At 56.1% G+C, this 14,665-nt stretch carries 11 protein-coding genes; 9 read left to right on the forward strand and 2 right to left on the reverse strand.

Going from position 1 to position 14,665, the window contains the following annotated elements; all coding sequences use genetic code 11:
- Window positions 1-186 precede the first annotated feature (186 nt).
- Window positions 187-4,797 carry a glutamate synthase large subunit gene (gene gltB, locus DOP62_RS13075; protein WP_208677080.1) on the reverse strand — a complete coding sequence of 1,537 codons (4,611 nt, stop codon included), beginning with the start codon at window positions 4,795-4,797 and terminating at the stop codon, window positions 187-189.
- Window positions 4,798-5,095: 298 nt separating this feature from the next.
- Between gltB and DOP62_RS13080 the strand changes: the two genes are divergently transcribed.
- The 8 genes from DOP62_RS13080 (at window position 5,096) to DOP62_RS13115 (ending at window position 13,142) form a co-directional block, all read left to right on the forward strand.
- Window positions 5,096-6,922 (forward strand): phosphodiester glycosidase family protein, encoded by a 1,827-nt coding sequence (locus DOP62_RS13080; RefSeq protein WP_338441640.1) that lies wholly within the window; start codon window positions 5,096-5,098, stop codon window positions 6,920-6,922.
- Complete coding sequence (locus DOP62_RS13085; RefSeq protein ID WP_208673982.1) at window positions 6,919-7,281, forward strand: phosphomannose isomerase type II C-terminal cupin domain; 363 nt, start codon at window positions 6,919-6,921, stop codon at window positions 7,279-7,281. The genes DOP62_RS13080 and DOP62_RS13085 overlap by 4 nt, the downstream gene beginning before the upstream one ends.
- Before the next feature lie 164 nt (window positions 7,282-7,445).
- Window positions 7,446-7,820: a 30S ribosomal protein S12 gene (rpsL, locus tag DOP62_RS13090; RefSeq protein WP_011242965.1), complete on the forward strand. Its 375-nt coding sequence runs from the start codon at window positions 7,446-7,448 to the stop codon at window positions 7,818-7,820.
- A gap of 169 nt (window positions 7,821-7,989) precedes the next feature.
- Entirely contained in the window at window positions 7,990-8,460 is a 471-nt protein-coding gene (gene rpsG / locus DOP62_RS13095; RefSeq protein ID WP_208673989.1) for a 30S ribosomal protein S7, read from the forward strand.
- Between the two features lie 74 nt (window positions 8,461-8,534).
- Window positions 8,535-10,619 (forward strand): elongation factor G, encoded by a 2,085-nt coding sequence (fusA, locus tag DOP62_RS13100; RefSeq protein WP_208673991.1) that lies wholly within the window; start codon window positions 8,535-8,537, stop codon window positions 10,617-10,619.
- Window positions 10,620-10,645: 26 nt separating this feature from the next.
- The gene (gene tuf / locus DOP62_RS13105; RefSeq protein WP_011242968.1) at window positions 10,646-11,875 is read left to right on the forward strand and encodes an elongation factor Tu; all 1,230 of its coding nucleotides are present in this window, start codon (window positions 10,646-10,648) and stop codon (window positions 11,873-11,875) included.
- 73 nt (window positions 11,876-11,948) lie between these two features.
- Window positions 11,949-12,266, forward strand: a complete 318-nt coding sequence (gene rpsJ / locus DOP62_RS13110; protein WP_011242969.1) for a 30S ribosomal protein S10 — start codon at window positions 11,949-11,951, stop codon at window positions 12,264-12,266.
- Between the two features lie 213 nt (window positions 12,267-12,479).
- Window positions 12,480-13,142, forward strand: coding sequence for an LON peptidase substrate-binding domain-containing protein (locus tag DOP62_RS13115; protein ID WP_208673992.1), 663 nt, complete (start codon window positions 12,480-12,482; stop codon window positions 13,140-13,142).
- Window positions 13,143-13,154: 12 nt separating this feature from the next.
- On the opposite strand, the gene pheA is transcribed toward DOP62_RS13115, so the two are convergent.
- Complete coding sequence (gene pheA, locus DOP62_RS13120; RefSeq protein WP_370538815.1) at window positions 13,155-14,018, reverse strand: prephenate dehydratase; 864 nt, start codon at window positions 14,016-14,018, stop codon at window positions 13,155-13,157.
- Between the two features lie 79 nt (window positions 14,019-14,097).
- On the opposite strand from pheA, the gene DOP62_RS13125 reads away from it, so the two are divergent.
- Window positions 14,098-14,655, forward strand: coding sequence for a DUF1997 domain-containing protein (locus DOP62_RS13125; protein ID WP_208673993.1), 558 nt, complete (start codon window positions 14,098-14,100; stop codon window positions 14,653-14,655).
- The last annotated feature ends 10 nt before the right edge of the window (window positions 14,656-14,665 follow it).

Below are 14,665 nucleotides of genomic sequence, written 5' to 3' on the forward strand. Positions count from 1 at the left end.
AGTTGAACCGTAATTTTGGGATCACGCTAACACCCGCCCCAGGGGCAAGCTGTGTATCCAGTTACGAAACCTGAGGCCCTTAACAATCTCTTCGGAATCTAGAGAACGATCGCAGGGATTGCAGACAGACAGCCATAAAAAAGGGTCTGCGATCGCAGACCCTCAGTTAGCAATTTCGATGTGGATCTAGACGGCTGTCAGCTCTTTACTCGCGACTGCGGGGTTGACTTCCGGTGTGTCTGCCTCTGACGGCGGCACGACTTGCCAGAACTGTGGCAGGAACTGATCCCAGTTCTGCAAGATTTGCTGAGCTTTCGGGCTACCCGTTTTGTCAGCATGGGCAGTGATCAGCTGCTTAAGCTGTTGCTCGCCCGCTGTGGTCGAGACCCGCTGCAGTTTGACAATCTCTGGATTGACCTTGCTCGGGAACTGTTCATCCTCATCGAGGAAGTAGGCCAAGCCACCAGTCATACCAGCACCGACATTGCGGCCACAGGGACCGAGCACCACGATTGTGCCGCCAGTCATGTATTCGCAGCAGTGATCACCAGTACCTTCCACAACGGCTTGCGCCTTGGAGTTGCGAACCCCAAACCGCTCACCAGCCCGGCCATTGGCAAACAGACTGCCACCGGTTGCACCGTAGAGACAGGTATTGCCGATGATGCTGCTCTGAGAGGGATCAAAGCGAACGCCTGCTTCAGGCCGAACGATGATCTCACCGCCGTTCATGCCTTTGCCAACGTAGTCATTGGCTTCACCCACGAGGTTGAGGCTGACACCACTGATGTTGAAGGCCCCAAAGCTTTGGCCAGCACTGCCACTGAAGTTCAGTGTGATTTGCCCCTCAAAGCCGTAGTTGCCATAGCGCTGGGCAATGGAACCTGCCAAGCGTGCCCCTACGGAACGATCGGTGTTAACGATCGCTTGGTCGATGCTGACGGAGCCTTGGTTAGCGATCGCAGCAGTCAACGCCGGATTGGTGAGGAGCTGATCATCCAGTACCGGTCCATTGCTATGGACATCGTCATGCACCAACCAGCTGCGATCGGAGCGGCTATCCGGCAGCTTGATCAGACAGTCCAGGTTAAGAGCTGTAGTCTTGGTCAGCTTCAGGTCAGGACGTGGAGCCAACAGATCGGTACGACCCGTCAGTTCCGTCAGGCTGCGATAACCCAGTTTGGACAAGATGCTGCGGACTTCTTCAGCAATCAGGATGAAGAAGTTGACGACATGCTCGGGAATGCCGGTGAAACGCTTGCGGAGTTGCTCTTGCTGCGTGGCGACCCCGACAGGGCAGTTGTTGGTGTGGCAGACCCGCGCCATGATGCAGCCTTCCGCAATCATCGCGATCGAACCAAACCCAAACTCTTCGGCACCCATGAGGGCTGCCATCACAACGTCCCAACCGGTCTTGAGACCGCCATCCACCCGCAGCAGCACTCGCTGACGCAGCTGGTTTTCCATCAGAACGCGATGGACTTCAGTTAAGCCCAATTCCCAAGGACCGCCTGCATGTTTGATCGAGCTGAGCGGTGAAGCACCCGTACCGCCGTCATGGCCAGAGACTTGGATGATGTCTGCGTTAGCCTTGGCGACCCCCGCTGCCACAGTCCCGATCCCGATTTCGGCCACTAGCTTGACCGAGACTTGTGCCTTGGGATTGATCTGGTGCAGGTCAAAAATGAGCTGCGCCAAATCCTCGATCGAGTAGATATCGTGGTGCGGCGGCGGTGAAATGAGCGAAACACCGGGTTTGGAGTTGCGCAGGAAAGCGATGTAGGGGCTGACTTTTTTGCCTGGGAGCTGTCCACCTTCGCCCGGTTTTGCACCCTGCGAGACTTTGATCTCCAGCTGATCGGCGCTCATCAGGTATTCAGGGGTGACCCCAAAGCGACCTGAGGCAATCTGCTTGATGGCTGAACTGGCGGTGTCGCCATTACGCAGACCATGTAGGTGCGGCAAGGTTGGTGAGTTGCCATCTGCGTCAACATCGCCGAGAACTTTGTAGCGAACTGGATCTTCGCCACCTTCGCCGGAGTTGGACTTGCCACCCAGTCGATTCATCGCGATCGCGAGAGTCTCGTGGGCTTCTCGCGACAGCGCACCGAGGGACATACCACCCGTGCAGAAGCGCTCCACGATCAACTCGACCGATTCCACTTCCTCCAGAGGAATTGAGGGGCGATCGCTGACAAACTGCAGCAAGTCCCGCAACGCTGTGACTGGACGCTCTTCGAGATACTTGCGGTAGACCTCAAAGTGGTCGTAATTTTTGCCCGCAGCGACCGCTTTGTGCAGCGCTTTCGACATCTCGGGACTGTTCATGTGGTACTCGCCACCGGGACGGTACTGCACGAAGCCAAAGTTCTCGAGTTTCTTCTGGTTGAGTTCGGGGAAGGCGCGGGAGTGGAAGCTCATGACCTCATGAGCAACGTCTGCCAAGGTCAGACCGCCCAACCGTGAAGTCGTGCCTCGGAAAGCGAGATCGACCACTTCCATGCTGAGGCCGATCGCTTCGAAGATTTGTGCCCCGTGGTAGCTAGGTAGGAGCGAGATCCCCATTTTCGAAAGGATTTTGAGCAGTCCAGCCTCAACTGCTTTACGGAAGTTTTCTTGGGCTCCCGCTAGGCTGACTTGGGCAATTTTGCCGCGCTCCATCAAGCTTTGAGTCTTGGGCGCATGCCACCAGTGGCGCACGGTTTCCAGAGCCAGCCATGGGCAGACGGCGCTGGCGCCGTAGCCAATGAGGCAGGCAAAGTGGTGGGTGCTCCAACATTGGGCAGTCTCAACCACCAGCGAGGCTTTCATGCGCAGCCCTTTGCGGATCAGATGGTGGTGAACTGAGCCAACCGCGAGCAGTGGCGGAATGTAGCTGATCTGCGGAGCCAGCCCCTCGCCAGCGCGATCGCTCAGGATCAGGATTTGGTGACCAGCTTGGACCGCTTGCTCTGCTTGCTCACAGAGTGCTGCGATCGCCGCTTGCAAACCATCGGGTCCCTGTTCAATCGCATACAGGGTCGATAGCTCAGCTGCCTTGAGAGAAGACTGCTTGACCTGTGCTAGTTCAGCCTCGTTGAGAACCGGTGAATCCAGCTTCAGCAGCCGTGCCGACTCGGGCCCAACCTGCAGGAGATTGTCGCGAGCCCCCAGCGTCATGCTCAGCGACATGACGAGGCTTTCCCGCAGGGGGTCGATCGCGGGGTTGGTCACCTGGGCAAAGCGCTGCTTGAAGTAGTCGTAGAGCAGTCGCGCTTTGCTCGAGAGCACTGCGAGGGGAATGTCATCGCCCATGCAAAAGGTGGGCTCTTTGCCATCGCTGGCCATGGCCTCGATGACCATGTCTACGTCTTCAGCGGTATAGCCAAAGCCGGTCTGCAGTCGTAGTAAGTCAAACTCACCCAGGCTGCGATCTTCTGCGAAATCTTGGCTGGCAAGCACTTGACGCTCTTGCAGCCACTGACCGTAGGGCTGCTGACTGGCGATCCGTTTTTTGATCTCCCAGTTTTTGACGACCTCTTTGGTTTCGAGATCGACTTCGATCATCTGACCGGGACCGAGACGCCCTTTCTCGATGATTGTTTCAACCGGCAGATCGACAACCCCCGCTTCTGAAGCGAAGACGATGTAGCCGTCAGCGGTAATGCTGTAGCGGGCGGGACGTAGCCCGTTGCGATCGAGGCAGGCCCCAACTTTCTTGCCGTCACTGAAGACCAGCAGTGCAGGGCCATCCCATGGCTCTTGCAAACCGCTGTAGAACTCGTAGAAATCAACGATTTCCGGATGATTCGCCAGCTCTGGCTGATTCTTGTACGCTTCCGGCACCATCACCATCAGCGCTTCTTGCGGGGTCCGTCCCGAGTTGACCAACAGCTCGAGCGCGTTATCGAGGTTGGCCGAGTCACTGCGGTTCAGGTCAACGACGGGCAGCAGGTCACCGATGCGATCGCCCCAAGCAGGATGCTGCAGATCAGCCTGCCGCGCCATCATCCAGTTGATGTTGCCCAGCAGCGTGTTGATTTCGCCGTTGTGGCCCAAAAAGCGCATCGGCTGCGCCAAGGGCCACTTGGGCATGGTGTTGGTGCTAAAGCGGCGGTGGTAGACCCCAAAGTTACTGGCGTAGGCCGGATTGGTTAGGTCGGTATAGAACTGACCGAGCACCTCCGATCGGACCATGCCTTTGTAGACAACGGTGCGGCTGGAGAGCGAGCAGATGTAGAAGTCTTCGCTTGCTGCACCGAGGGCGGCTTGGACTGCAGTTTCAACCCGCTTGCGGACGAGATAGAGCTGCCGTTCCAGTTCATCGCCCCGCAGCTGTGCGCTGGCGACAAAGCACTGCTCAATCCGAGGCAGGTTTGCTCGCGCCTGTTGACCCAAAACTTCGGGACGGGTGGGCACCAAGCGCCAGCCCAAAAACTGCAGGTTTTCCTCAGCAACAATCTGCTCAATCAGTTGCCGGGCGATCGTGGCTTCAGCACCGTGCTGGGGCAGAAAAACCATCCCCAGGCCAACGCTCGACAGGTCCGCCGGAGCCGCAGCACCGAGCCACGTTTTCAGTAGCTCAGTCGGGATCGCCGTCATCAGACCAGCACCATCCCCGGAGTCAGCATCTGCACTGCAGCCGCCGCGATGTTCCATGCAGCTCAAGGCCTGCAAAGACTTCTCAACTAAGTCATGGCTGGCACGCCCCTGCTGGTCGGCAACAAAGCCAACGCCGCAGGCATCACGCTCTTCAACAAGCCAGCGTGGGCCTTGATAAGTCGGGTGAGAAGACGAGTGAACAGAATACTGATTCATGCTGCGATAACCGGCCAATGGAGAAAGCAGGGAAAAGGCATGGACCCTGAGCAGCGATCGCCGGAATCGAGGCGACAAACTGACCCCATTGTTTGCCTTAGGGTCTAAGACGAAACAAAGATGAGGTCAGCGTGAGCGCAATCGTTTCGAACAGATCTGGAATTGCTGGGAATGTACTGCACATTATAAGGAATCGTTTACGGCCCTCTCACGATTTCTCTGGAACTCCTGAGGTCAGGAGAGGGTCGCTAGACACGGCTGCTGGATGTTGCGATCGCCCCTGCGTTGGGATAGACGGATGAAACCTGTGCTCGGACGTGGACTGATCTGGCTCGGCTGCACGGTCAGTAGTTGGGGTGGGCTGGCATTGCCAGCGGCTTGGTTACCGACTGCAGTTGCTCAAGCCAGTGCGGTGGTCAATCAAACCGGGGTGCAGATCCAGATCAATGGCCGTGCGATCGCGGGGGCTTGGGCAGTGGAACCTGCTTCTCAGGGCAACTTTATCTGGATTGAAGAGGCCGCTCTGCGTAATGGTTTGGGCTTAGAACTCTTGCCGGGCTTGAGTACGACGCGCCAAGCAATTCGTTGGTTCTCGGATGGTCGGGTTGCGGAAGGGGTAGAACAGGTTCCCGCTCGTCGTCAAAACAGTCGCCGCTACTTAGAAGTTTCAACGTTGGCACGGCGCAGTGGCTGGGCCTTGGCAATCCAAGGGAATCAGTTGCTCATTCAGTTACCAGCGGCAACGTTGCAGAACCTGCGCGATGGTCAGCAGGGCGCTAACCGTCGGCTTGTCTTGGATTTCGATCGCCCAACTCCTTGGGAATGGGACGCGATTAGCCAACAGCTGCGCTTTGATGGCTCAGTCCCCACCCAATTGGCTCCCAATTTGCAGCGCTACGGGATTCAGGCTGAACAACAAGGCGATCGCACGAGTTTGCGATTACCCACGGGCGTAGGCGTGAGAGTCTCTAGCTTGGGATCGCCCGATCGCATCTTCATCGATTGGCCAGCGACAGCTCTCCTGAGTCCCAATCTCAGCCCCTTTCCCAATTCATTGAACTCGAGCCCATCTCTGCTGACGCCGGCGCCGTCACAGCCCAGTACACCACTCCAGCAACGCCAAGTCACAGTTGGGGGGGCAACTTTTCCGGTCTATGTCATTCAGCTGGACTTGCGCCAGCCTAATGTCCGTTTAGCGCCGATTTGGGCGGGGAATGGGTCGTTGGAGGGCACGCAGGTTCTACAGGCGGTAGCCCGCGATCGCGGAGCGGCGATCGCTATCAATGCAGGCTTTTTTAATCGCAATAATCGCCTACCACTGGGGGCCATTCGCCGCGATAACATCTGGTACTCCGGCCCAATCCTCAACCGCGGCGCGATGGCTTGGAACGATCAGGGCGAAGTCTTGATTGACCGGCTTGGCCTGCAAGAGACCCTGCAGCTCAGCTCAGGTATACGCATTCCCCTCGTTGCCCTCAACAGTGGCTATGTCCGAGCTGGCGCTGCCCGCTACACCGATGCCTGGGGTAGCAGCTACCAAACCATCCTTGACAACGAAGTCGTGGTAACTGTGCAGGGCGATCGCGTTGTGTCCCAGTCTCAGGCCGGCAAAGCAGGGAGCAACCGCTTTCCTATTCCGAGGAATGGTTATTTAGTCGTGCTGCGATCGGCAAATAGTTTGCGCAGTGCTTTGACAACGGGAACAACTCTTCAAGTCCAACAGCAAGCCCTACCGGGCCAATTTGAGCGGTTTCCCCATGCCCTCGGTGGCGGCCCCCTCTTGGTGAAGTCGGGCCAGGTGGTGGTCGATCCCCAAGGGGAAGGTTTCAGTCGCGCCTTTGCGATAGAAGCTGCGCCCCGCAGTGCGATCGGGTTGCTTCCTGACGGAAGCTTAATCCTAGTGGCGGCCCATGAGCAGAGCCAAGGCCGTGGCCCAACCCTCCCCCAAATGGCCGCGATCATGCAGCAGTTGGGGGTCGTCGATGCGCTCAATTTCGATGGTGGAAGTTCGACCTCTTTGATCGTCAATGGTCAACTAGTGAACCGAGCTCGGGGAACAGCTGCCCGCGTTCATAATGGTCTGGGAGTCTTTTTGGGCCCTCCTGCTCCAGCGAGTCTGCGATGAAGGTTGGCGATCGCGAACAGCGCCCTTGGGGGCAGTTTGAAATTCTTGATCAGGGCAACGGCTACCAAGTCAAACGCCTAGAGGTGCTACCGAGGCAGGAATTGAGTCTGCAACGTCACCAGCAGCGGCGGGAGCATTGGCTGGTGGTACAGGGGGTTGCCCAAGTTCAGCTGGGCGATCTGACGCTGTCTCTGACCGTGGGTCAATCCCTAGACATTGCGATTGGACAGTGGCATCGTCTCGGCAATCGTGAGGCAGGGCCTCTGATTTTGATCGAGGTGCAAATCGGTCCCTATCTCGGAGAAGATGATATTGAACGTCGAACCGATAACTACGGGCGCTGCCTCTCGCCTTCCTAGCGAGTGTCGCCACGGTAACCCGTCCGTTGTCATGCTCCCCAATTGCTAAGTGACGACATTGGGCGATCGCCCTCTCAAGGCCTTGTGCTTGACCAAGTGCATCAACCCTCGGTAAAGTAAGAGATTGTTGTCTTTTCCAAGAGCAGCCGAACCGGCTTTCTGAAATGCCTACAATCCAGCAGCTGATTCGCGACGAACGCGAAAAAATCACCAAAAAGACCAAATCTCCCGCGCTGAAAAACTGCCCGCAACGTCGTGGCGTTTGTACTCGCGTCTACACCACGACCCCGAAAAAACCCAACTCCGCTCTGCGGAAAGTGGCACGGGTTCGCTTGACCTCTGGCTTTGAAGTCACGGCCTACATTCCGGGAATTGGCCACAACTTGCAAGAGCACTCAGTTGTGATGATTCGTGGCGGTCGGGTGAAGGACTTGCCCGGGGTGCGCTATCACATCATCCGCGGCACCCTCGACACCGCTGGTGTCAAAGACCGTCGTCAAAGCCGTTCCAAATACGGCGCTAAGCGTCCGAAGGCCTAGGTTGCTGGGTGAGCCTTGTCTGCGTTGATCGTGGCAACGTCAACTCTGCAAGCTGCTGGGCAGTTGACCTTGCTCGTTCCAGATGTGATTCATCCTCACCCCTGCGATCGCCCCTTCCAAGCTTTCTTTTTTGCGTTGTAGCCCTTAGCAAGACTTCTGAGATTCACTGATGTCCCGTCGTACCTCTGCCCAAAAGCGTTCGGTCAATCCCGACCCGAAGTTCAACAGCCGCTTGGCCTCCATGATGGTGGCTCGCCTGATGAACTCGGGCAAAAAGTCACTGGCCTTCCGCATCCTCTACTCTGCTTTTGACCTGATCCAAGAGCGGACGGGCAACGATCCCCTTGAGTTGTTCGAGCAAGCTGTTCGTAATGCCACTCCTCTGGTGGAAGTGCGGGCGCGTCGGGTGGGTGGTGCGACCTACCAAGTGCCGATGGAAGTCCGGTCAGAACGGGGTACGGCAATGGCCCTGCGTTGGTTGGTTCAATACTCGCGTCAGCGTCCTGGTAAGTCCATGGCTATCAAGCTCGCCAATGAGCTGATGGATGCGGCTAACGAAACTGGTAGCTCGGTTCGTAAGCGCGAAGAAACCCACAAAATGGCAGAAGCAAACAAAGCTTTTGCTCACTACCGCTACTAGTCCTAGCGAATACAAATCCCGTTACAATATTTAATACGTTCGATTTAGCGATCGACGCTCTCAAGGAGGTTCCAGTGGCACGTTCCGTTCCGCTCGAAAAGGTTAGAAATATCGGTATTGCTGCCCACATTGATGCGGGCAAAACCACGACGACGGAGCGCATCCTGTTTTACTCAGGCGTCGTCCACAAGATTGGTGAAGTCCACGATGGTAATGCTGTTACCGACTGGATGGAGCAAGAGCGGGAGCGGGGCATCACGATCACCGCTGCTGCGATTAGTACCAGCTGGAAAGACTACCGCGTCAATATCATCGACACCCCGGGTCACGTTGACTTCACGATTGAAGTTGAACGCTCCATGCGGGTGCTCGACGGTGTTGTTGCTGTCTTCTGTTCGGTTGGTGGTGTGCAGCCCCAATCTGAAACCGTTTGGCGTCAAGCCGATCGCTACAGCGTGCCTCGGATCGTGTTCGTCAACAAGATGGACCGTACCGGCGCAGATTTCTTCAAGGTCTACGGCCAGATCCGCGATCGCGTCAGAGCGAACGCCGTTCCGATTCAAATTCCGATCGGGGCTGAGAGCGATTTCCAAGGCATTGTTGACCTTGTCGAAATGAAAGCTCACATCTACACCAACGATTTGGGTACCGACATTCAAGTCACCGACATCCCTGCAGAACTGCAGGAAACGGCGGCTGAATGGCGCTCCAAAATGGTTGAAGCGGTTGCCGAAACTGACGAAGCACTTCTCGATAAATACTTCGAAGAAGGCGACCTCAGTGTTGAGGACATCAAAGCTGGCCTGCGCAAAGGCGTGTTGATTCAAGGCAACGATCGCTTGGTCCCGATGCTTTGCGGTTCGGCCTTCAAAAACAAAGGCGTTCAGCTGTTGCTGGATGCAGTGGTTGAGCTGCTGCCTTCTCCCCAAGACATTCCGCCGATTCAAGGCACCTTGCCGGATGGCGAAACGGCGCTGCGTCCTTCCAGCGACGAAGCTCCTTTCTCTGCGCTGGCCTTCAAGATCATGGCCGATCCCTACGGTCGCCTGACCTTCGTTCGTGTCTACTCTGGCGTTCTGCAAAAAGGTAGCTACGTCTACAACGCCACTAAGGGTAAGAAAGAGCGGGTTTCGCGTCTGATCGTCCTCAAGGCTGATGACCGGATTGAGGTTGATGAGCTTCGTGCGGGCGACTTGGGTGCTGTCCTGGGTCTTAAAGATACCTTCACGGGCGACACCCTCTGCGACGACCAAAACCCAATCATTCTTGAGTCTCTGTTCATTCCAGAACCGGTGATTTCGGTTGCGGTTGAACCCAAAACCAAGAACGATATGGAAAAACTTTCGAAGGCGTTGCAGGCGCTTTCGGAAGAAGATCCGACCTTCCGCGTCTCGGTTGACTCTGAAACCAACCAAACGGTTATCGCCGGCATGGGCGAGCTCCACCTAGAAATTCTGGTGGATCGGATGCTGCGGGAGTACAAGGTTGAAGCCAACATTGGTGCTCCTCAGGTCGCCTACCGTGAGACAGTTCGTAAGGCTGTCAAAGCGGAAGGTAAGTTCGTCCGCCAGAGCGGTGGTAAGGGTCAGTACGGTCACGTTGTGATCGAACTGGAGCCGGCTCAGCCTGGCACTGGTTTCGAGTTTGTCTCCAAGATCGTCGGCGGTACGGTGCCGAAAGAGTACGTCGGTCCTGCCGAGCAGGGGATGAGAGAAACCTGCGAATCGGGCGTCTTGGCGGGATACCCGCTCATCGACATCAAGGCAACCTTGGTCGATGGCTCGTATCACGACGTCGACTCGTCTGAGATGGCCTTTAAGATCGCTGGTTCCATGGCGATCAAAGAAGCCGTTCGGAAAGCCGACCCAGTTCTGCTGGAGCCGGTGATGAAGGTGGAAGTGGAAGTGCCGGAAGACTTCCTCGGTTCAGTGATGGGTAACCTGATCTCCCGCCGAGGCCAAATCGAAGGCCAAGCAACCACCAATGGCACGGCCACTGTTTCGGCCAAAGTGCCCCTGGCCGAGATGTTCGGCTATGCAACTGACCTGCGGTCGATGACCCAAGGTCGGGGCATCTTCACGATGGAGTTCAGTCAGTACGAGGAAGTTCCTCGGAATGTGGCTGAAACAATCATCGCCAAAAACAAAGGGAACGCTTAAGTAACCTAAAGGAAGACTGAACGCCAATGGCACGCGCTAAGTTTGAACGCACCAAACCCCACGCCAACATCGGGACCATCGGTCACGTTGACCACGGCAAAACCACGCTGACGGCAGCGATCACCACTGTGTTGGCGAAAGCTGGCATGGCCAAAGCTCGCGCTTATGCAGATATCGACGCAGCTCCTGAAGAAAAAGCTCGTGGTATCACGATCAACACCGCTCACGTTGAATACGAAACCGGCAACCGCCACTATGCTCACGTTGACTGTCCGGGTCACGCTGACTACGTGAAAAACATGATCACGGGTGCTGCGCAGATGGATGGCGCCATCCTCGTGGTTTCGGCGGCTGACGGCCCCATGCCCCAAACCCGTGAGCACATCCTGCTGGCGAAACAGGTCGGCGTTCCTAACATCGTTGTTTTCTTGAACAAAGAAGACATGGTGGATGACGCTGAACTGCTGGAACTGGTGGAACTGGAAGTGCGTGAGCTGCTGAGCTCCTATGACTTCCCCGGTGATGACATCCCCATCGTTGCGGGTTCGGCACTGCAAGCTTTGGAAGCTATCCAAGGTGGCGCTTCCGGCCAGAAAGGTGACAACCCCTGGGTTGACAAGATCCTGAAGCTGATGGAAGAAGTCGACGCCTACATCCCCACCCCTGAGCGGGAAGTCGATCGCCCCTTCCTGATGGCGGTTGAAGACGTCTTCACGATTACCGGTCGTGGCACTGTGGCTACCGGCCGGATCGAGCGTGGTAGCGTCAAAGTCGGCGAAACGATCGAAATCGTCGGTCTGCGCGACACCCGTAGCACCACCGTCACCGGTGTGGAAATGTTCCAAAAGACCCTCGACGAAGGTCTGGCTGGCGACAACGTGGGTCTGCTGCTGCGCGGTATCCAAAAAACCGACATCGAGCGCGGTATGGTCTTGGCCAAACCTGGTTCGATCACGCCTCACACCAAGTTTGAGTCTGAGGTTTACGTGCTCAAGAAAGAAGAAGGTGGTCGTCACACCCCGTTCTTCCCGGGCTATCGTCCTCAGTTCTACGTGCGGACAACCGACGTGACCGGCGCGATCTCGGACTTCACCGCTGACGACGGTTCGGCAGCTGAAATGGTGATCCCGGGCGATCGCATCAAGATGACGGTTGAGCTGATCAACCCGATCGCGATTGAGCAAGGCATGCGCTTTGCAATCCGTGAAGGCGGCCGCACCATCGGTGCTGGTGTCGTTTCCAAAATCCTCCAGTAGGATTTAAACCCCTAAGGAGTCGGTGGTGAGTCATCACCGACTCTGTCTTTTTGAACCTTGATAATTAACTCCCATGGCTACCCTGCAGCAGCAGAAAATTCGGATTCGTCTCAAGGCTTTTGATCGTCGACTGCTGGATACTTCCTGCGATCGCATCGTCGAAACCGCTAACCGCACGAATGCCACTGCGATCGGCCCAATTCCGTTGCCGACTCGCCGTCGTATCTATTGCGTGCTGCGTTCGCCCCACGTGGACAAAGATTCGCGTGAGCACTTTGAAACGCGGACGCACCGTCGGATCATCGACATCTACCAGCCGTCTTCTAAAACGATCGATGCCTTGATGAAGCTCGATCTGCCAGCTGGGGTAGACATCGAAGTTAAGCTCTAATCATCACTGAAATCAGGAAGCGGGAATCAACTCCCGCTTTTTGTTTTTCAACCCATCCGACAACAGACCTTTAGTGGCTTAGTATCGTCCCTTACAGCGATCAGGTAAAGTTAAGTAACAAGTTTCTGAGACGTCGGCAGGAGTCAACCCGAAAGTTGTTCTTGTCGATCGCGATAGTCTCACACCATTCCCTTAGACGGCGCGATTAGCCTTATGGCACCTGACTCCCTGTCTGTGCGCGAGCTCCCCCTCTTCCCTTTGCCGGAAGTTGTGTTGTTTCCGGGGCGTCTGCTGCCGTTACACATTTTTGAGTATCGCTATCGCATCCTGATGCAGACGATCCTGGAGAGCGATCGCCGCTTTGGGGTGCTGCTCTGGGATCCGGCAAAAGATGAAGCGGCAACGGTTGGCTGCTGTGCGGAACTGATTCGTCATCAGCGTCTCCCCGATGACCGGATGAATGTTTGGACCCTAGGCCAGCAACGCTTTCGGGTGCTGGACTATGTTCGGGAAAAACCTTTCCGCGTCGGTCTCGTGGAATGGATTGAAGATGAAGCTACGGATGATGACTTAAAACCACTGGCAACAGAGGTGGATACCGTCCTACGGGATGTCGTGCAGTTGTCGGGTAAGTTGTCGGATCAAGAGATTGAGCTACCGGATGATCTCCCAGACTTGCCCCGTGAGTTGTCCTACTGGGTCGCAGGCCATCTCTACGGCGTTTATGAAGAGCAGCAAAGCTTACTCGAGATGCTCAGTACCCGCGATCGCTTAGAACGCGAGTTAGAAATTCTAGGCTCAACCCGCAGTCACTTAGCTGCTCGAACCGTGCTCAAAGACACGTTGAATAGCTTTCAAAACCCGAGTGAGTCCTGACCTCAAGATGGGTTAGCTGGGCTGGACAACTTGAGTGAAATCGAGACTGTCGTAGCTACCGAGAACCCGGAGTTGCTCAGTACAGTCCGCAACGGCTTGGACAGCTTGAGCGATCGCAGGCTCCCGCAAATCTGCTTCAAGATCGAGGAAAAACAGATACTCCCCGAGCGATCGCTTGGTTGGTCGCGACTCGATACGGCTGAGGTTGATCTGGCGCTCAGCCAAAATTTGCAAAGGTTGCACCAAGGCGCCTGGGACGTTGGCATCCAAGCTGAAGCTAAGGGAAGTGCAGGCTCCACCAGGGGTCAGGTTGCGACTGACTACCCAAAAACGGGTGCGGTTATCTGGCGAGTCGTTGATCGGGAAGGACTGAATCGGCATCTGATACAGCTCTGCTGCCCGCGTTGAGGCAATCACCGCTCGCTGTGGATGACGCTCTAAATCTTGCAGGGCTTCAGTGGTGGAGTTGGTGGGAATCAATTCGGCTTGGGGCAACTGGCGCTGCAGCCACTGTTGACATTGCGCTAACGCCTGTGGATGGGAGAGCACCTGACGGATGGCGGTGCGATCGTCCTCAAAACTGATCAAAGCATGGGCGATCGGTAAAATCAGAGCGCGTTGAATCGAGAGTTGAGGCAACTGCCACAGACTATCGAGGGTTGCCGCAACACTGCCTTCCACCGAATTCTCGACAGGTACAACCGCGTAATCAACCGTCCCATCCGCCAGGGTTTGGAGGGTTGCGGGAATACTCCGACAGGCCAAGAGGTGGCTGGGTTGCTGATCTTGATCGGTTAACCAGGCCTGAAAGCGTAGTGCTGCCATCTCGGCATAGGTGCCAATTGGACCTAAATGGGCGATCGCCCGCTCGGACATAGCTTCTCCTTGTCGCTCCATTCGCTAGCCTTGGGCTGAGACGCCGTAAAATCGTCGGAAATGGTGCCCATCTCCTCGCATGCTCAGTCGATTTGCTGCAAGCCAAGCGGTTGAATTAACGATTCACCAACCGATAGCTCGTAGCCTTCAGGATTATCTCAGACAGTCCGAGCGAATCGTTTATACCCTCTTCAACCACGAGCAGTTGCAGGTTCTGGGCAACCATCTCTACCGTTTTGAAATGCGGCCGCTGCAATTTTTTTCCTTGCAACTGCGACCGATTGTTGATTTAGCTGTATGGACGAATGAGGCTGGCGTTTTGCAAATCCAGTCGCGCGATTGTCAGCTGCGGGGATTGGATTTGCTGGCGGCACGATTTCGGTTGGATTTAGAAGGTGAGCTGATGGCGGAGTCCAGTCATGCGCTCACCGGTGAAGCTCGCCTCAATGTTGAAGTGCAGATGCCACCTCTCTTGCGTTTCACACCCCGCCCCATGCTGGAAGCGGCTGGTAATGCCCTGCTAAAAGGTGTCCTGCTCACGATTCGCCAGCAAATTCAACGGCGACTGATTGAGGACTATCTGCTCTGGAGCCAAGAATCCTGCTGCTCTTCTGTGCTGCCACCGCCGTTAGGCTAACCGAACGATC

This window comes from Synechococcus elongatus PCC 11801 (genome assembly GCF_003846445.2).
Lineage (GTDB): Bacteria > Cyanobacteriota > Cyanobacteriia > Synechococcales > Synechococcaceae > Synechococcus > Synechococcus elongatus_A.

Excerpts from the sequence above, each read along its gene's own strand:
- tuf (WP_011242968.1), top strand. The coding sequence starts at position 10,646 with ATGGCACGCGCTAAGTTTGAACGCACCAAACCCCACGCCAACATCGGG.
- DOP62_RS13125 (WP_208673993.1), top strand. The coding sequence starts at position 14,098 with ATGCTCAGTCGATTTGCTGCAAGCCAAGCGGTTGAATTAACGATTCAC.
- rpsJ (WP_011242969.1), top strand. The coding sequence starts at position 11,949 with ATGGCTACCCTGCAGCAGCAGAAAATTCGGATTCGTCTCAAGGCTTTT.
- rpsG (WP_208673989.1), top strand. The coding sequence starts at position 7,990 with ATGTCCCGTCGTACCTCTGCCCAAAAGCGTTCGGTCAATCCCGACCCG.
- rpsL (WP_011242965.1), top strand. The coding sequence starts at position 7,446 with ATGCCTACAATCCAGCAGCTGATTCGCGACGAACGCGAAAAAATCACC.
- pheA (WP_370538815.1), bottom strand. The coding sequence starts at position 14,018 with ATGTCCGAGCGGGCGATCGCCCATTTAGGTCCAATTGGCACCTATGCC.
- DOP62_RS13115 (WP_208673992.1), top strand. The coding sequence starts at position 12,480 with ATGGCACCTGACTCCCTGTCTGTGCGCGAGCTCCCCCTCTTCCCTTTG.
- DOP62_RS13080 (WP_338441640.1), top strand. The coding sequence starts at position 5,096 with ATGAAACCTGTGCTCGGACGTGGACTGATCTGGCTCGGCTGCACGGTC.
- gltB (WP_208677080.1), bottom strand. The coding sequence starts at position 4,797 with ATGAATCAGTATTCTGTTCACTCGTCTTCTCACCCGACTTATCAAGGC.
- DOP62_RS13085 (WP_208673982.1), top strand. The coding sequence starts at position 6,919 with ATGAAGGTTGGCGATCGCGAACAGCGCCCTTGGGGGCAGTTTGAAATT.